Genomic DNA, 16,470 nt, shown 5'->3' with positions numbered 1-16,470 from the left:
CTCCGCCTTGTTCGGCAGCGCGCGGTCAGGCGCGCGCCTCAATCGGCCACGTGGATGATGGTCTTCAGCCCGTGCCCTTCGCCGCGCAGCAGCCGTTCATAGGCGTCCGGCACCGCATCCAGGCCGGGCAGCACGGTCACGAAGCGCAGGAGCGCCGGCGCGAGCTCGGGAAGGAGGGCAATGGCCTCCGGCAGCTCGTCACCGAAGGCGTGGCAGCCGAGAAGAGCGATCTCGCGCTCGACCAGATGGTTCGGATCAAGCGACAGCCGGCCATGCGAAATGCCAACCAGTGCCAAGGCACCGCCGCCGGCAAGCAGCGAAAGCGCCGTTTCGATCGCCGCCACCGAACCGGTCGCGTCCAGCGCATAGCGCAGCCGGCCGCCGGGCAGGGCCGCGGCAACGGTGTCGGCCGAAAGCTCGATCGCCCGTCCCGCACAGACCTCTGCCACAAGGGCCGCCTTTTCGGCGTTGAGATCGGCCAGAAGCAGCGGCCCCTCGTGCAGGCGGGACAGAAGCAGCGCGCAGAGCCCGCCGATCGTGCCGCACCCGAGGACCAGAACCGGCTCGCCCGGGGGCGGGCGCAGGCGGCGCACGGCGTGGAGCGCCACGGCAAGCGGTTCGGCCATGGCGGCCACAGCAGGGGGCAGGGCCGGATCGTGCCGGTGCAGAAGCGCGGCCGGCAGGGTCACCGCCTCGGCAAAGCCGCCATCGCAGGCCTCGCCGACAAAGCCGAGCGCTTCGCAGATCTGGCCGCGTCCGCTGCGGCAGGCCGGGCAGACGCCGCAGGTGAAGCGGGAATCCGCTGCCACCAGATCGCCCACCGACAGCCCGTTGACATCGCGGCCCACCGCGATGATCCGTCCGCAGAACTCATGGCCGGCGGTGGAGGGGCTGCGGGTGATCCATTGTCCGGTGCGAAAGTTGTGAAGGTCGGAGCCGCAGATGCCGGCGGCACGGACGGCAAGCGTCACATGGCCGCGGGGCGGGGCGGAGGGGGCCTCTACCTCCTCCAGCCGCAGATCCTGCGCCGCGTGCAGCCGCACCGCCTTCATGGGTCAGGCTCCCTTTTTCAGGTAGCGCGCCCGCAGCGGCGACACGGCCAGCGCATGCGAGGAGAAGCCCTCGTAGAGCGCCAGATTGTGCGAATGCCGGGCGAACTCCGGGTAGGCGGGCGCAGTGACATAGCCGATCGAGGAGCGCTTGACGAAATCCGTCACGGAGAGCGGACCGAAGGTGCGCGCCCAGCGGCTGGTCGGCAGCACCGCGTTCGGCCCCAGCGAGAAGTTGGCGATCGAGACCGGCGTATGCGTGCCGAGCAGGATCTCCGCCGCCTCGGTGATATGGCCGAGATGGATGAAGGGCTCTTCCGAGAGCAGCTCGAGATGCTCGGGCGCATAGGCGTTGACGAAGGCGTAGCTCTCCTCGATCGACGAGGTCAGCACGATGCCGCCGGTCTTGCCGGTCAGCACCGCCTTGGAGAAGGCCACGCGCTGCTCGCTCATCTGCGCCCAGTGGTCGGGCAGGGCGGCCAGCGCCTCTTCCGCCACGCGGCGGCTGTGGGTGACGAGATAGGCGGAGGAGTCCGGGCCGTGTTCCGCCTCGATCAGCAGGTCGAGGGCCGCAAGGCCGCCATGCACCGTGTCGTCGGCAAGGATCATCACCTCGGACGGGCCGGCAGGCAGGCCGGTGTCGATGACGCCGGCCAGCGCGCGCTTGGCGGCCACCACCCAGGGGCTTCCCGGGCCGACGATCTTGAGCGCCGGCTTGACCGTTTCCGTTCCATAGGCCACGGCGGCGACGGCCTGGGCACCGCCAACCTTGTAGACCGTTTCCACGCCCGCCAGCCGCGCCGCGACCAGCGTCGCGGCATCGACCGTGCCATCGGGCGCCGGCGGAGTGACGATGGCAAGGTTCGGCACGCCGGCCACCACCGCCGGCACCGAGGTCATCATGGTCACGGACGGGAAGGAGCCCTTGCCGCGCGGCACATAGAGCGCCACCGACTGGATAGGGGTGAAGCGATCGCCGGCAAAGGCGCCGGGGCGGATCTCCTTCAGCCACATGGCCTCCGGTTTCTGCTCCTCGTGGAAATGGCGGATGTTGTCGATGCCGAAGCGGATCGACTCGACCACGCTGTCATCGACAAGCCCGAAGGCGGCGTCGAATTCCGCCTCGGTGACCTTCAGCGTCGCCTCGGTCACGTCCGCCTTGTCGAGGTCGCGGCCGAAGCGGGCCAGCGCCGCATCGCCCTCGGTCCGCACGGCCTCCAGGATCGGCGCCACCTTTTCCATGAAGCTCGAAAGGTCGGTTTCCGACCGGCGCAGAAGGGCCGCCTTTTCCTCCGCGGTCAGTGCCGCATATTCGTAGAAAGACACGTCGGTCATGGGTTTGTCCTTGGCTCTGGCAGGGGGCCTTTGAAAGGCCGCTCACTTGGATTTCAAAAATCACTTGGATTTCAGGAAGATGTCGAGGCCGACGAAGCGATCGAGCGCTGCGATCGCCAGGCCGGCGCAGAGAATGAACACGACGGAAATGGCGGCGAGATCCGGCGTGATGATCGAGCGGATGGAGTTGTAGATCTGGACCGGCAGGGTGACGCTGCGGGCATCGACCAGCAGCAGGCTGACCAGAAATTCGTTGAGCGCCAGGATGAACATCAGCAGCGATCCGGTGATGACGCCGGGCAGCACGGCGGGCAGGGTGATGTAGAGGAAGCGCTGCAGCGGCGGCGCCCCGCAATTGGCAGCGGCCAGCTCGAGATCGGGGGAAAGATTGCTGGCGCTCGCCGTCACCGCCCAGATCATGAAGGGCAGGTTGATGACGGCGCAGGCGAGGCCGACCGGCCAGAGCTGGCCGAGAACGCCCAGATTGCCGAAGACGAGCATCATGCCGATGCCCGAGCCGATCAGCGGAATGGTGAAGGGCAGGAGCAGGTAGACCTGCATGGATCGGGCAAAGCGCACCCGATACTTGGCAAGCGCAATCCCGGCCAGCGTGCCCACCGGGATAGAGACGAGCGTGCAGATGGCCGCGACGATGAGCGAGCGCCAGAAGGCCTGGCGCAGATCGCTCGCCTGCGCGATCTTGGCGTACCATTGCAGCGAGAAGCCGTCCGGCGGGAAGGTGATGATGTTGCCGGCCGTAAACGACGCACCGAGCACGACGATGGTCGGTGCCGAGAGCATGAGCAGGGCAAGGGTGACGAAGGTCCAGAGGGTGACGGACTTGCTGCGGCTTCCGGTCATGGCATCCTCATTTCCGCTCGCCGCCCATCGCCAGCGTGCCTGCGCCGAACAGCAGGAAGACGACGCCGACCAGCATGGAGCCGACCGCGACCAGCATCAGCGACAGCGTGGCTCCCATGCCCTGGTCGGAGGTGCGGAAGAACTGGTCGTAGATCGCATTGGCAATGAAATCCTGCCGCCCGCCGCCGAGAATGGCGGGAATGGCAAAGTCGGTGAGCGACAGCGTCACCACCACAAGCCCTGCGCCGACCAGACCCGGGCGGGCGAGCGGCAGGACGACATGGCGGAAGGTGCGCAGCCAGTTGGCGCCGAGCGAGGCGGAGGCAGCCTCGAGTTCCGCGGGTATCGCCGTCAGCGCCGGCGCCAGCATCAGGACCGCGAAGGGCAGCATGTACTGCACGAGGCCAAAAAGCACGGCCGGGTAATTGTAGAGAAGCTGCATCGGCGGCACGCCGACGAGGCCGAGCGCCTCGTTCACCATGCCCTGGCTGCCGAGAATGATCAGCCAGCCATAGGCGCGGACCACCTGGCCGATGAAGAAGGGCAGGAACAGTGCGACGAGCAGCAGCTTGCGCAGGCCGGACGACGGCGTGCGCACCATGAGATAGGCATAGGGAAAGGCGAAGATCAGCGTGACCACAGTCACGATCAGTGCGCCGATCAGGCTGCGGCTCGCCACCGTCAGGAAGAAGGGCTCCGTCAGCACGCGGCGGTAATTGTCGAGCGTCCGGACATCCGAAAGCAGGAAGGTGCTGGTGTCCAGCGTGCGCAGGCTCGTGTCGCCGATCTCGACGAGGCCGAGCACCAGGAGCCCGACCAAGAGAAGCGCCGGCAGCAGCATGAGATAGGGCAACGCACTGCCGAAGCGGGCAGGCCACACCATCGCCGCCAGGCGTTCCAGCGCATCCATCACGCGCCATGTCAGGGGATAGGCGGCACGAGGCGTGCGCATGGGGCCTTCCTTCACCGTGGATGGGACGCCTGCCGCCGGGCTTGCTCCGGCGGCAGGCGCTGCCGGGCTCAGCCCTGCATGATTTCCTTGAACTTGGCGAACCACTGGCTCTCATTCTCGACCTGCACCTTGGAGGAGATGCGGATGAGGTGTTTGAAGTCCTCGTCCTTGGTCGGGTAGGAGGGATCGTTTGCGAGATCGGCCGGCGGGTTGACGCCCGGGATAACGCCCGGCAGGCCGAGGCCGTCGAGCCAGATCTGCTGCGCCTCCTTGGTCAGCGCGTGGTTGATATATTGCTTGGCCCAGTAGAGCTCGTTTTCCGGCAGGCCCTTCGGGATCCACAGGCCATCGGTATCGAACTTCGCCCCTTCCTCCGGCACCACCCAGGCAATCTCGATGCCGTTCTTCTTGGCTTCGCGCGCATTGGTGGAGATGGTGCAGGCGGCGTCGATCTCGCCCTTCTGGAACCAGGTGGTGAAATCCGGATCCTCGCCGAGCAGCGGGTCCTGCGCCTTGATCTTGGTGATGAAATCCCAGGCGGGCTGCATGTTGCCGGGGATATCCTCCAGCTTGCCGCCGCCGGCGACCTGGGCGGGGAAATGGAAGCCGATGCCGTCATTATAAAGCGCGATGCGGCCCTTCAGCTTCGGGTCCAGCAGGTCCTTCCAGCTCTTCGGCGGTCCATCGGGGAAGGCGGATGGGCGATAGGCCAGAACATAGACATAGCCGTAGGTGTTGACGATCGGATAACCGTCGAGGCCGACCGGCTTGGCGAGGTCGGTGGCGTTCTTCAGGTTCGCCAGGTCCGAGAGATCCTCGGTCACGCCGCGCAGCGCCGATTTCGTGGCATTGGTCGTCGTGTCCCAGTTGATGTGGATCGGCGGCACGCGCTTCTGCGCCACGGCCGCCCAGACCTTCGGCTGGATCTCGTTGTCTTCGGTCAGGTCGTGGCGAACCGCGATGCCGGTTTCCTTGGTGAAGCTGTCGGAGACGCCGGCCTTCAGCGCATCGACCCAGCTGCCGCCCCAGGCGCGCACGATGATTTCGGCCGGCTTTTCCGGCTCTTGCGCAAAGGCGCGGGGCACGCCCAGCGTGGAGAGGCCAGCGGATGCGCCGGCCGCCGCTATCGAAGCAAGCAGGGTCCGGCGGCGCAGGCTCGCGGACAGGATCTTCTCGTCTGACATTGAAGCATTCTCCTCTGGCTGGACCTTCTCGGGGTCACTTTCGAAAGACGTGCATGTCTCGAACATTCCAGCCGAGGCGCACCGCGTCGCCCGCGCTGAACTGAAGGTGGGATTCGGCATCATGGTCGAAAACGCGCATCAGGGCGCCGCCGAGCATTGGCACGCGCAGCTCATAGACCATGCGCTCGCCCTCGAAGATGCAGTCCTCGACATGCGCCTCGACCAGGGTGGACAGCCCGTCGAGCCGCGCTTCGAGCGGCGCGATGCGGATCTGCTCGGCCCGGATCGCCCCAGCGCAGGCGGCGCCCACCGCAAGGCCCGCTTCCGCCGCAATGCCCGCGATCTGCACGCCGGCCGCCTCGATCGTCACCGCCGGGCCGTCGACCGCGATCACGCGGCCTTCAAGGAAATTGGTGACGCCAATGAAATTCGCCACGAAGGCATTGGCCGGGCTGCGATAGGCCTCTACCGGCCGGGCCTTCTGCTGGATGCGTCCGCCGTCCATGACGATCACCTCGTCCGACACGACGAGCGCTTCCCGCTGGTCGTGCGTGACGTTGATGGTGGTGACGCCGAGCTCCTTCTGGATGCGGCGGAATTCAAGCTGCATCTCCTCGCGCAGCTTGCGGTCGAGTGCGGCGAGCGGCTCGTCGAGCAGCAGCAGGTCCGGCTCGAACACCAGCGCACGGGCAATGGCGACGCGCTGCTGCTGGCCGCCGGACAGCGCGTTGATCCGCCGCTCGCCATAGCCGCCGAGCCGGACGAGATCGAGATAGCGCTCGACCTTGGCGGGGATGGTGCGCGCATCATGCCGGCGCATCTTCAAGGGAAAGGCCACGTTTTCGGCGGCGGTCATGTGCGGGAAGAGCGCCAGCTTCTGGAACACCATGCCGATGGCGCGGGCATGCGGCGGCACGGCGCTGACCGGGGCGCCATTGATGAAGATCTCGCCGCTGGTCGGCCGGTCGAAGCCCGCGATCATGCGCAGCAGCGTCGTCTTGCCGGAGCCGGACGGGCCGAGAATGGTGAGGAAGCGGCCGCGCGGCAAATCGAACGATGCATCCTTGACCGCATCCACCGGGCCGAACCGCATGCCGACATGCTTGACCGAAACGGCAATGGCCTCGGCTGCGGATACGGCCTGCCGGAACCCGGCGCCAGCAACGCCCATGGCGTTTCCCCTCACTGCCCTTGGCCCGATCGGGGCCTTGTCCTTACGCGTCGCCGTCGTCGCAGCGCCGCTTCTGTCGTGACTTGTCTATACAGGCCTGTACAAGATGCGTCAACGAAACTGAACATATTTTGCGCTGCAGCACAGCATGCGCAGTTTTTGTGCAGTCATTGGTTGGCTGCTGCTTTTGTCAGCTATTTCTTTCCGTCTGAGGCCAAAACACAAGCGTCCGCCGCTGTCTGTTCACAGCCTGTCGTGCGCCGACGCTCAGATCGACGCAAGGAATCCGCCGTCCACCGGGATGCAGTGACCGTTGACATAGGCGGCGGCGTCGCTTGCGAGGAACACGGCGACGCCGCCGATGTCGCTGTCCTGGCCGAAGCGCCCCTGCGGGATCTTCGCCAGCATGGTCTCTTGCCAGGCCTGGTTTTCGTAGAAGACTTCGGTCATCGCCGTGCGGAAATAGCCGGGAGCGATCGCATTGACGCGGATGCCCTTCGGCGCCCATTCCGCAGCCAGCGCCCGGGTGACACCCAGCAGGCCGGACTTGGACGCGCCGTAAGGAACCGCTGTCGGAATACCCACATAGGAGGTGAGCGAGCAGAGATTGATGATCGACCCCTGTCCGGCCGGCGCCATGATCCGCCCTGCCGCCTGGGCGCAGAAGAAGGCGCCCTTCAGATTGGTGGAGAGGATCTGGTCCCAGAGCGCCTCGTCGACATCGAGCGAGGGGCTGACCTGTTCGAAGCCGGCATTGTTGACCAGGATATCGAGCCCATCAAGCGCCGCCGCAGCCTCGGCCGTAACCCTTGCGCAGGCCTCCACATCGCGCACATCCTGGGCCAGCGCCACCGCGCGTCTCCCGCTTGCCTCGATGAGGGACCGGGTCTCGTCCAGCGTCGCGGTGCTGCGGGCGGTGACGGCCACATCGGCGCCGGCTTCGGCCAAGGCCCGCGCAATCGTCTGGCCGATCCCGCGGCTTGCCCCGGTCACGAGCGCGCGGCGGCCGGACAGGTCGAAGATCGGGCGGGTCATAGGGTTCTCCAGGTAAGGATTTTCGGACCGAGGCGGGGATCCATGACAGCAAGCCGGGCCGGAAAAGTCCATGCGCTCTCCGGTGCATCCCCGGCTTTCAGCCGTCAAAACCGCTCTTCCTGCACCGCTGCCGGAACTTCGGGACTCGCATCGTGTTTGTTCGGCAGGTTGAACAAAGGAGATGCACCATGTCGACCACCACGCGCGGGCGCAACCAGGACCGGGCCCGGGTCGCAGCCGGACAGGATCATGAACTTCGCTACGAGGCGGAAAAGGAAGGCGTGTCGAAGGACAAGGTCGCCGAGGCGGTGAAGTCCGTCGGCAACAGCCGCAAGGCGGTCGAGCAGTCCCTCGAGAACAAGCATTGACCTTTTGCGCCGCGCGAAAGGCTGGCCGGCGTTCCATCGAACGCCTGCCAGTCTTTCGCGTGCGCTGCTGGGAGCTTGCCCTGCTGACCCTTGATCGCGCTCCCGGCCGCCAGCACCTCAATCGTAGAGAAGAACCATGTCCTCCCCACCCGATTTCTCCCTGACGCGGCGCAGCGTGCTTGCCGCCACCACGGCGACGCTTGCCGCGTCCGCTATGCCGGCCTTTGGCCAAACCACCACCGAGAAGGAGGCTTCCATGCTGGAAGACCCGACGACCAAATATCCCAAGCCGCCATTCGAAAGGCAGTCACAGCCCTTTCCGGGCCTGGCCGGCAAGATGGTGCCGAAGCCCGATCATGGCGAGACCTCCTACAAGGGCTCCGGCCGGCTGATCGGCCGCAAGGCGCTGATCACCGGCGGCGATTCTGGCATGGGGCGCGCCGCCGCCATCGCCTATGCCCGCGAAGGCGCGGATGTGGCGATCAACTACCTGCCCGACGAAGAGCCGGATGCGCGCGAGGTGATCGCGCTGATCGAAAAGGAAGGCCGCAAGGGCGTGGCGCTGCCGGGCGACCTGCGCGACGAGGCCTTCTGCCAGAAGCTGGTGGAGGACGCGGCTGCGGCCTTGGGCGGTCTCGATATCCTCGTCAACAATGCCGGACGCCAGCAGCAGGCCCAGGCCCTCACCGACATCACGTCCGAAGCCTTCGACGCGACGATGAAGACCAATATCTATGCGATGTTCTGGCTGACCAAGGCGGCGCTCAAGCATCTGAAGCCGGGCTCGGCCATTATCCAGACCACTTCCGAACAGGCCTATGATCCCTCGGAGAACCTGGTGGATTATGCCATGACGAAAGCGGCCGGCATGAACTTCACCAAGTCGATGGCCAAGCAGCTCGGACCCAAGGGCATCCGCGTCAATGGCGTGGCGCCGGGGCCGATCTGGACGCCGCTGCAGGTTTCGGGCGGCGCCACCATGGAGAAGCTGATGCAGTTCGGCGGCGATACGCCGCTCGGTCGCCCCGGCCAGCCGGCGGAACTTGCCTCCATCTATGTCCAGCTCGCCGACAGCAGCGCCAGCTACGCGACCGGCCAGGTCTACGGCGCAGCCGGCGGCGGCGGCCAGCCGTAAGGCACGGCGCAGCAGCCCGGTGAAGATAAAGGAAGAGCCGGCGCGGGGATCCCGCGCCGGCTCTTCTTATGTCAATGCGCCGCCCTCATCGCCGCGGCTGAGGCCAAGGGCACGCTCGCTGATCACTGATCACCGATCACCGATCACGGACGAAGTTCTGCGCCCCGGCTGGACCTGCTCAGAACTCGAAATCGCCGCCCTCGTCGCCGCCGGCATCTCCGGCGTCACTGGCGTCCTCGGCTGCCGGGGTCTCGGCCGCTTCGGCATCGCCGGCAAACATGCCGCCGATCGCGCTGCCGATCAGCATGCCGCCGGCAACGCCCATGGCCGTCTGTGCCGCGCCGGCAAGAAAGCCGCCGCCGCCCGGACCGCGGCCTGCCGGATGCGCGCCGGGATAGGCGCCGTGCGGGGTGGCGGACTGACCGCCCCAGGGGCTGTTGGCGGGTGCCGCGGGCATCGGGTTGCGCGGCGGGGCGGAGGGCTGGCTGCTGCCGCCGAACAGGCTGGAGAACAGGCCGCCACCGCCGGATGCGCGTGGCGCGTTGCGGACCTGGTGCTCGAGCTCGCGGATGCGCTCTTCGGCCTGGGCGAGCGCCTGGTCCTGCACCACGATCGTCTGGGCCATCAGATAGGGGGCGGCCGGCTGGCGGGCCATGCGGTCGCGGATGAAGGCGTCGGCCTCCCGGTCGATCTGGGGGCTCTGCCGTTCGACATCGGCAATCCGCGTAAAGAGCCCGTCGATTGCCTGGCGGTCGTTCACGTCCATGGGTGTCGTCCTTTCGGGTTGGTCAGCGCTGTCCAGAGCCGCTCACGGCGGATCGCCGGACAACAGGGGGCCCTCGCGGGCGAAAGCACGCGCGGGAAGGGTCAACGAATTTGGGTTTCCATCAGGGGTCCGGTGGCCGGCGGCGGTACTCGCCGCCGGCTGAGGCCGGAGAGCGCGGGGCGTGCCCCGCGCAAGCTGGCGCTTATTCTTCGCGCTGGCCGGTCAGCTGCAGCAACAGCTGGAAGATGTTGACGAAGTTCAGGTAGAGCGAGAGTGCCCCGAAGACGGCGAGCTTCTGCTGGCTCTCCTGGTCCATGTTCTCGGCAAATTGCTCCTTGATGTTCTGCGTGTCATAGGCGGTGAGGCCGACGAACACGACGATGCCGATGACCGAGATCGCGAACTGCAGGGCGGAGGAGCCGAGGAAGATGTTGACGATCGAGGCGATGACGACGCCGATCAGGCCCATCATCAGGAAGGACCCCATCTTCGACAGGTCGGCCTTCGTCACATAGCCATATAGGCTGGTGGCGCCGAACATGGTGGCGGCGATGAAGAAGGTGCGCGCGATCGAGGTTCCGGTAAAGACCAGGAACACGGAAGCGAGCGACAGGCCCATCACCGCGCAGAAGGCCCAGAACATGCCCTGGGCCGCGCCGGCCGACATGCTCTGCAGGCGGAACGACATGAACATGACGAAGGCGAGCGGCGCCAGCATCACCACCCATTTGAGCGGGCTCTGGAAGATCGGCACGTAGAGGGCGGGCGTCGTGCCGACGACGAAGGCGACGATGCCGGTCAGAACGAGGCCGAGGCCCATATAATTGTAGACGCGCAGCATGTGCTGGCGGAGCGCCTCATCGAGATAGGCGCCCTGACGCAGGCTGGCATAGCCTTGGCGCGGGTCGGTGAAGCTCATGGTTTCAGTCTCCTTGGTTGAGAGGTGTTGAACTTGGTCGGTCAGTACAGCGTGCGGGACAGGCGTTCGGCCTCTTCCGAAAGCACAGCTTTTCCATCGCGGGCCGCAACGAGTGCATAGGCGACGTCGCCGATCTGCCAGGATGCGGCCTGCGTGCTGCCGATGGTGAAGGTGGCGACGGTTTTCACCGCAAAGGCGCCGGGCCGCACGGCGAAGAGCGACAGCGGGCCTTCGCTGGGCGTGGCGATGGCGAGCTCGACGCTCGGGCCGAAGCGCGAGGGAAAGATCTGGGCGTCCACCACCGTCCAGTCGCGCGGCAGCTCCGGCAGCACGATCGCGGTCGCGGCGCGGATCTCTTCCGGATCATAGGTGCCGCCTTCCGGCTGAGACTGCATGGCTTCGCGCAGCACGGCGGTCTCGTGCGCCCGCACCGCTTCCTCGACATGGGCCGGCGGCGGTTCGGAGGCGACCACTTCGGTGGCGCGGAAGGGGCCGAGCGCGCTGCCCGCCGCCCATCCGCCGGCCACCAGCAGGCCCACGGCGGCAATCTTCTGCAAACGTTGCCCGAAATGCGCGGTGCGCAGCGCGCGCTCCAGCCGCCGGGCGGCCTCGCGGGTCTCGCGTGCCTCGCCGCCGTCCACAGCCGGCCCCAGCGCCTGGCGCAGCTGACCGCGCAGGCTGAGATCCGCCATCACCCGCGCTGCCGCATCCGGCCGGCTGGCGAGATAGGCCTCGACGGCAGTGCGGCGGGCGGCGCTGAGCTGGCCATCGACATAGGCGTCAAGGTCGGACTGGACGATCGGTTCGCCGAGCGGATCATTCGCGGTCATTGTCGGTGCCTCCAACGATCTTCAAATGCGTCACCGGGGCGACGCCATCCTCGAATTCGCGCAGCCGGGCGCGGGCGCGCGCAATGCGCGACATCAGCGTGCCGACCGGAATGTTGAGAACCCTTGCCGCTTCCTGGTAGCTGAGCTCGTCGATGGCGACGAGATGCAGCGCTGCCCGCTGCTCCTCCGGCAGGGCGGCGAAGGCGGTGCGCAGCTGGGCCAGCCGCACGCTGTCGTGCTGGCCGCCGTCGCGGCCCTCGTCCTGCAGGTAGGCGGCATCCTCGGCGCGGCGCGCCAAAGACCGGCGGCGGCGCAGGCCGTCCACATGCGTGTTGTGCAACACGGAGAGCAGCCAGGCCTTGAGGTTGCCGCCGGTCCTGAAGGTCGGCCGCTTCTCGTAGGCGCGCATCAGCGCATCCTGCACCAGGTCTTCCGCGTCGGAGGGATCGCGCGTCAGCGATCGCGCATAGCGTCGCAGCGCGCCGATCTGGCCAATGACGTCAAAGGGGCTCTTCCTGTCGTCCATGCCCCATATACGCAGCCGGGCCTGATCTTATTCCCGAGGATAGAGAAAAAATTTGACCACGGCACGCCGGGTTTGCGCGATGTGCCAAATTCGGCCAACGGAGGCTGGAGGAGCAAGCTTCGGTTAACTCTATCAGCCTATGCTGATGGACGAGTGATGAGGCGGCTGTCCGTGGTTGGACCCACGCCACGAGGAGGCAGGGCAATGGCAGTGCATCTGATGAGAATGCTGCTCAATCTCTTCGCAGCCTTCACGCTGGTCTCGATCCTCGCTCTCGTGATGATCGTCTGAGGCGAAGGCCGGCGAGGGCGCTCTTCGGTTTACGGATAGAGATAGTGGGCCCGCCACTGGTCCTTCGGCACGCGCGCGCCGATCTGATAGCTGAAGGAGACGATGCCGATCCGGTCGGTTTCCGTACGGCAGCGGAACGCCAGGCGGTACCATTCGCCCTTGCTGCGAAACACCGCGCCCGGCGCCTCGATCCGCGTCTTGTCGATCGTCGGATCGGAGAAGGCGTAGGCGATGACCTTGTCCGCCTTGAAGCTGTTCTTGCCCTGGGTGATCCGCTCCATGGCTTCCGTATCGCATCGCTGTTCCAACCGCGTCTGCGGATCGAGCTTCTCGAATTGACGGACCATGGCCTGGTCTATTGCGAAGGCCTTGCCACCGGCGAGGGCGAGGAAAAGAGTGGTCGCGGCGCCGCGTCGAATCATGAGCTGCCTCCTGAGTGCCTGAAAGCGGCCCCTTCAATGCCGATAATGGGACCAGAGGATGGCAGCGGCGAGAAAGGAGGCGCTCAGGCGCAGACGTCGATCCAGTCGGCGCCCGTCAGCGCCGCCATCTGCTCCGGTGCGATCTTTACCGCTGCATTGATGGCGCCGGCGGCGGGAACGACGATGTCGAAGGCCTTCAGCGAGACATCGCAAAAAACCGGCAGGGGACGTGGCAGGCCGAACAGGCACACGCCGCCGACCGGATGCCCGGTCTCGGCTTCCACTTCACCAAGGTCCAGCATCTTGGCCTTCGCCTTGAAGCGATCCTTGAATTTGCGATTGTCGAGCCGGGCGTCGCCGCGGGTCGCAATCAGGATCACCTCCGGCCCGACGCGCAGCGCCAGGGTCTTGGCGATCTGGGCCGCCGCAACCCCGTGCCCGTCTGCCGCTTCGGCCACCGTGGCCGTGCTTTGCGACAGCTCGATGACGGTGATGTCGGGGGCGTGTTCGGCGAAAAAGGCTTGGACGGAGGCTAGGCTCATGGAAGGGCTCTCATCGGCGCGTTCGGCCCGTCAAGGCCGGAGGAGCCGGCCGCCGGGGGCCGGCCCTTCCTCTTCTCAATCGTCGTTCGACGCGTCAAGCTCTTCCGGGCGGAGGCCTTCCTGGCTGTGCGGCAGGTAGCCATGGCTGGAGAACCAGTTCTCCAGCACGGCGGCAATCGCCTGCTCGCGGGTCTCGATGTCCGGGTGATCGGCGATGAAAGCCTTCAATGCCGCTTCCAGGGTCTCGTTCAACATGCCTGTCTCCTTGTCCGCCGGCATCAGGCCCGCTTGATCACGCGGATCAGAAGCAAGAGGAGGATCGCGCCGATCGTCGCATGCACGATGGCCGCAAGGATGCCGCCGCCGAGGCTGAAGCCCAGTGCGGGGAAAAGATAGCCGGCAATCACCGCGCCGAGAATGCCGATGATGATATTGCCGAGCAGCCCGAAGCCGAAGCCCGAGACGATCAGCCCGGCCAGCCAGCCGGCGATGGCACCGATGAGAAGAAAGATAAGCAGCGATTCAATGCCCATGGACGGGTCCTTTCCTGATGGATCGGAACCTCAGTTAGGGCAGGCAATCATGGAGGGCAGTGGGCCGCGACGCTTTTTCGAGCGCCGGGTATGAGGCATGGCGCGTCGTTTCAGAAAACGCGCGGCGCCACGACCTTGCGGTCGTCGTCGATGTTGATCAGCACGGAGAGCGCGCCCAGAGTCAGAAGCGCGATCAAGGTTGCACTGTATGCGAGAACAATCATTGTCCGTTCCCCCGCGTCATCGTCATGATGTGGATCATCGAACCTGAGCAAGCTTGCTCCGGCCTGACCTCCCTGCGTTCTATACCACCCTTAGAACCTGCCCGACCTCGTGACAATTACTAGGATTAGGGAGTGAAAACTCAGCGTGTCCGAGCCGCCTCAGCCCCCGGTTTCTGGGGATTTGAGCGATCTCGCGCACCCGCCGTTAACCTTCAAGCAAGGAATTAACCATAAGAATTGTCTCACACGTCGGAATGGGGCCGAACCGGCCTTCGCCAAGGCATGATGCCGATCCGACGCGCCGGTTTGCAGTCCGGCATGTCCCACCGCATCGATCCGTCGTCTTCGCCGTCCCCGGCTGGAGCTTGCCGCCTGCCCGTCTGCGTCTTCGCAGGGGGCAGCCGGATCGGTCGATGCGTTCACGAACAAGCCGGCGCCAGAAGGAGCCGGACGGATGATCCGGCCGGATGCTGCCAGCACGTGTCCCCGGGAGCGAGCGATGAGGACAGAGCGTGGAGCAGGAAGCGGCAGAACAATCTCGGAGGGCGCAGGCGGGCAGCCTGGTCGAGCGCCTGAGATTTGCCGGCCTCGACACGGTCGAGACCGAGACCTTGCGTCGTCATCGCCCCATGCTGCAGGCCCAGGTCGAAACCGGCTTGCGCGATCTGTTTCAGCGCCTGCAATCCTCCTCCGATGCAGCGCGCCAGTTTACCAGCGACCGGCAGTTCGACCGGCTGCATGATCTCTACTCCGCCCACTGGAGCGTGCTGACCGACGCGCGCTTCGACAGCCTCTATGCCGAGCGGGTCAAGGTGCGCTCCGATGCGGAAAGCCGGATGGCGCTCGATCCGCGCTGGCAGCTGGCGGGCCAGGCGGTCGTGCTCGAGCACCTCGTGCTCGCCGCCGTGGAAAACTTCTGGCCGAAGAGCCTGATGAGCGGCAAGGGCAAGCGTGCCGAACTGACGACGCTGCTCTCCGCGCTCATCCGCACGGTCTTCGTCGATACGGAAATCGGCGTGTCGCTGCGCTTCAACGAACTGCGCGTCGCCTCGCAGCGCCAGGTCGCCGACATGCGCGCCTCGACGGAAGCGGATCTGACCGCCGCCGTTGCCGCCGTGGCCGAGGCGCTGGTCGCCGAAGACCTGACCGTCCGCCTTGCCGAAACCGCCCCGGCCGCGCTGGCCGAAACCGCCACCGACCTCAATGCCGGCCTCGATGCGATCGAGGCGAGCTTCCTGCAGATCGAGACGGGTCTTGCTGGCGCAAAGGACCGCGCGGCCGGTCTTGGCGACGACGCGGCCGGCATCGCGCGTGCTGCCGAGAGCGGGAGCCACGCCCTCGAACGGGCAGGGGCCGGCATCGCCGAACTATCCGGCAAGCTGGTAGACAGCGCCGAGGAAAGCCAGGCCGCAGAAAAGAGTGTCGTGGCCGCACAGGGCTCGGTCGAGCAGAGCGGCGAGATCGCCGGGCTGGCCATCTCCGCCATGGCCGATATCGAAGCCTCGGCCGAGAAGATCGGCCAGATCATCGGCGTGATCGACGAAATTGCCTTCCAGACCAATCTTCTGGCGCTCAATGCCGGGATCGAGGCGGCGCGGGCCGGCGAAAGCGGCCGCGGCTTTGCCGTCGTCGCGCAGGAGGTGCGGGCGCTCGCCCAGCGCTCCGGAGATGCGGCGCGCGAGATCAAGCAGCTCGTGTCCTCGACCAAGGCGCAGGTGGAAGCCGGCGTCGAGCGCGTCGGACGCACCCAGAACGCCATCAGCCGCATCGTCGAGGAAGTGCGCGCCATCAACCTGGCGGTCTCCGGCATCGCCCGCAAGGCCAGCGAGGAGATCGCCGATCTCGGTCAGTTGCGCGGCGAGATCGAAACGGCGAGCCGCGACATGCGCGCGGTCCATGAAGATGCGGCCCGGACGGCCGGCGAGGGGGCGGCGCTCGCCTCCGTTCTCGTCGAACTCGCAGGCAGCACCCATCGCTTCACCCTGCGCCGTGAACCCGTTTCGCCACGCGGCGCGGCGCGCCCGGCGCGCGCTGCGGCGTCCCGGTCCCTTCCGGCCCGTCCGGACCTGGAGACTGCAGGCGACGATGCCTTTCTCTCCACACCCTTGAGAGCCCTTGGAGGACGAGCATGAGCCAGAGTCATGATCTTTCCCTGTTCGGACTGCGCCAGGCGCCGCCGCGTGTCGGGCCCGCGCGCCGGGCGCAGGTGCGCGATCTCATCTTCGGTGCGCCGCCGGCCGCCGGCCCCACGCAGGTGACGGGCCGCAGCGCGGCGCCGTTCACGTTCTGCCTATCCAGCAACCGCCTGCTCAGCCAAGGGAAATGAT

At 66.5% G+C, this 16,470-nt stretch carries 20 protein-coding genes; 5 read left to right on the top strand and 15 right to left on the bottom strand.

The genetic code is table 11. The features are described 5' to 3' along the window. Positions 1–38 precede the first annotated feature (38 nt). The 7 genes from U8330_RS15325 to U8330_RS15295 form a co-directional block, all read right to left on the bottom strand. Positions 39–1,052, bottom strand: coding sequence for a zinc-dependent alcohol dehydrogenase (locus tag U8330_RS15325; protein ID WP_323106118.1), 1,014 nt, complete (start codon positions 1,050–1,052; stop codon positions 39–41). 3 nt (positions 1,053–1,055) lie between these two features. Then, complete coding sequence (hisD, locus tag U8330_RS15320) at positions 1,056–2,384, bottom strand: histidinol dehydrogenase (protein WP_323106117.1); 1,329 nt, start codon at positions 2,382–2,384, stop codon at positions 1,056–1,058. Between the two features lie 60 nt (positions 2,385–2,444). Then, positions 2,445–3,245 (bottom strand): ABC transporter permease, encoded by an 801-nt coding sequence (locus U8330_RS15315; RefSeq protein ID WP_323106116.1) that lies wholly within the window; start codon positions 3,243–3,245, stop codon positions 2,445–2,447. Positions 3,246–3,252: 7 nt separating this feature from the next. Beyond that, positions 3,253–4,197 (bottom strand): ABC transporter permease, encoded by a 945-nt coding sequence (locus tag U8330_RS15310; protein ID WP_323106115.1) that lies wholly within the window; start codon positions 4,195–4,197, stop codon positions 3,253–3,255. A 68-nt stretch (positions 4,198–4,265) separates the two neighbouring features. Then, the gene (locus tag U8330_RS15305; protein ID WP_323106114.1) at positions 4,266–5,381 is read right to left on the bottom strand and encodes a PotD/PotF family extracellular solute-binding protein; all 1,116 of its coding nucleotides are present in this window, start codon (positions 5,379–5,381) and stop codon (positions 4,266–4,268) included. A 34-nt stretch (positions 5,382–5,415) separates the two neighbouring features. Continuing rightward, entirely contained in the window at positions 5,416–6,552 is a 1,137-nt protein-coding gene (locus tag U8330_RS15300; RefSeq protein WP_323106113.1) for an ABC transporter ATP-binding protein, read from the bottom strand. Between the two features lie 267 nt (positions 6,553–6,819). Continuing rightward, entirely contained in the window at positions 6,820–7,587 is a 768-nt protein-coding gene (locus U8330_RS15295; protein ID WP_323106112.1) for a glucose 1-dehydrogenase, read from the bottom strand. Between the two features lie 188 nt (positions 7,588–7,775). On the opposite strand from U8330_RS15295, the gene U8330_RS15290 reads away from it, so the two are divergent. Together U8330_RS15290 and U8330_RS15285 are read left to right on the top strand one after the other, a co-directional pair. Further along, positions 7,776–7,955, top strand: a complete 180-nt coding sequence (locus U8330_RS15290; protein ID WP_323106111.1) for a DUF3606 domain-containing protein — start codon at positions 7,776–7,778, stop codon at positions 7,953–7,955. 136 nt (positions 7,956–8,091) lie between these two features. Further along, positions 8,092–9,090 carry an SDR family oxidoreductase gene (locus U8330_RS15285; RefSeq protein ID WP_416236864.1) on the top strand — a complete coding sequence of 333 codons (999 nt, stop codon included), beginning with the start codon at positions 8,092–8,094 and terminating at the stop codon, positions 9,088–9,090. A 178-nt stretch (positions 9,091–9,268) separates the two neighbouring features. On the opposite strand, the gene U8330_RS15280 is transcribed toward U8330_RS15285, so the two are convergent. The 4 genes from U8330_RS15280 to U8330_RS15265 all read right to left on the bottom strand — a co-directional run bounded on the left by U8330_RS15280 (position 9,269) and on the right by U8330_RS15265 (position 12,131). Further along, positions 9,269–9,856 carry a DUF2076 domain-containing protein gene (locus U8330_RS15280; protein ID WP_323106110.1) on the bottom strand — a complete coding sequence of 196 codons (588 nt, stop codon included), beginning with the start codon at positions 9,854–9,856 and terminating at the stop codon, positions 9,269–9,271. A 202-nt stretch (positions 9,857–10,058) separates the two neighbouring features. Further along, on the bottom strand, positions 10,059–10,775 hold the full coding sequence (locus U8330_RS15275) for a Bax inhibitor-1/YccA family protein (protein WP_323106109.1): 717 nt from the start codon (positions 10,773–10,775) through the stop codon (positions 10,059–10,061). A gap of 41 nt (positions 10,776–10,816) precedes the next feature. Further along, positions 10,817–11,605, bottom strand: coding sequence for an anti-sigma factor (locus U8330_RS15270; RefSeq protein WP_323106108.1), 789 nt, complete (start codon positions 11,603–11,605; stop codon positions 10,817–10,819). Beyond that, entirely contained in the window at positions 11,592–12,131 is a 540-nt protein-coding gene (locus U8330_RS15265) for a sigma-70 family RNA polymerase sigma factor (RefSeq protein ID WP_323106107.1), read from the bottom strand. The genes U8330_RS15270 and U8330_RS15265 overlap by 14 nt, the downstream gene beginning before the upstream one ends. Before the next feature lie 156 nt (positions 12,132–12,287). On the opposite strand from U8330_RS15265, the gene U8330_RS15260 reads away from it, so the two are divergent. Then, positions 12,288–12,422, top strand: a complete 135-nt coding sequence (locus U8330_RS15260; RefSeq protein WP_323106106.1) for a hypothetical protein — start codon at positions 12,288–12,290, stop codon at positions 12,420–12,422. Between the two features lie 29 nt (positions 12,423–12,451). Here the strand turns inward: U8330_RS15260 and U8330_RS15255 are convergent, their stop codons facing one another. The 4 genes from U8330_RS15255 to U8330_RS15240 all read right to left on the bottom strand — a co-directional run bounded on the left by U8330_RS15255 (position 12,452) and on the right by U8330_RS15240 (position 13,919). Beyond that, on the bottom strand, positions 12,452–12,844 hold the full coding sequence (locus tag U8330_RS15255; protein WP_323106105.1) for a DUF930 domain-containing protein: 393 nt from the start codon (positions 12,842–12,844) through the stop codon (positions 12,452–12,454). A gap of 83 nt (positions 12,845–12,927) precedes the next feature. Continuing rightward, positions 12,928–13,386, bottom strand: coding sequence for a YbaK/EbsC family protein (locus tag U8330_RS15250; RefSeq protein WP_323106104.1), 459 nt, complete (start codon positions 13,384–13,386; stop codon positions 12,928–12,930). A 75-nt stretch (positions 13,387–13,461) separates the two neighbouring features. Further along, positions 13,462–13,641 carry a hypothetical protein gene (locus U8330_RS15245; protein WP_323106103.1) on the bottom strand — a complete coding sequence of 60 codons (180 nt, stop codon included), beginning with the start codon at positions 13,639–13,641 and terminating at the stop codon, positions 13,462–13,464. Positions 13,642–13,664: 23 nt separating this feature from the next. Then, positions 13,665–13,919, bottom strand: coding sequence for a GlsB/YeaQ/YmgE family stress response membrane protein (locus U8330_RS15240; protein ID WP_323106102.1), 255 nt, complete (start codon positions 13,917–13,919; stop codon positions 13,665–13,667). 736 nt (positions 13,920–14,655) lie between these two features. Between U8330_RS15240 and U8330_RS15235 the strand changes: the two genes are divergently transcribed. Continuing rightward, a complete protein-coding gene (locus U8330_RS15235; RefSeq protein WP_323106101.1) occupies positions 14,656–16,275 on the top strand; it encodes a globin-coupled sensor protein in 1,620 nt (539 codons plus the stop codon). Further along, on the top strand, positions 16,272–16,469 hold the full coding sequence (locus tag U8330_RS15230) for a hypothetical protein (protein WP_323106100.1): 198 nt from the start codon (positions 16,272–16,274) through the stop codon (positions 16,467–16,469). Before U8330_RS15235 ends, U8330_RS15230 begins: the two co-directional genes overlap by 4 nt. Position 16,470 lies beyond the last annotated feature (1 nt).

It is taken from the genome of Rhizobium sp. CC-YZS058 (assembly GCF_034720595.1).
Lineage (GTDB): Bacteria > Pseudomonadota > Alphaproteobacteria > Rhizobiales > Rhizobiaceae > Ferranicluibacter.
The sequence above is the reverse complement of the archived record's forward strand: the minus strand, read 5'-3'. Positions and strand labels throughout refer to the sequence as shown.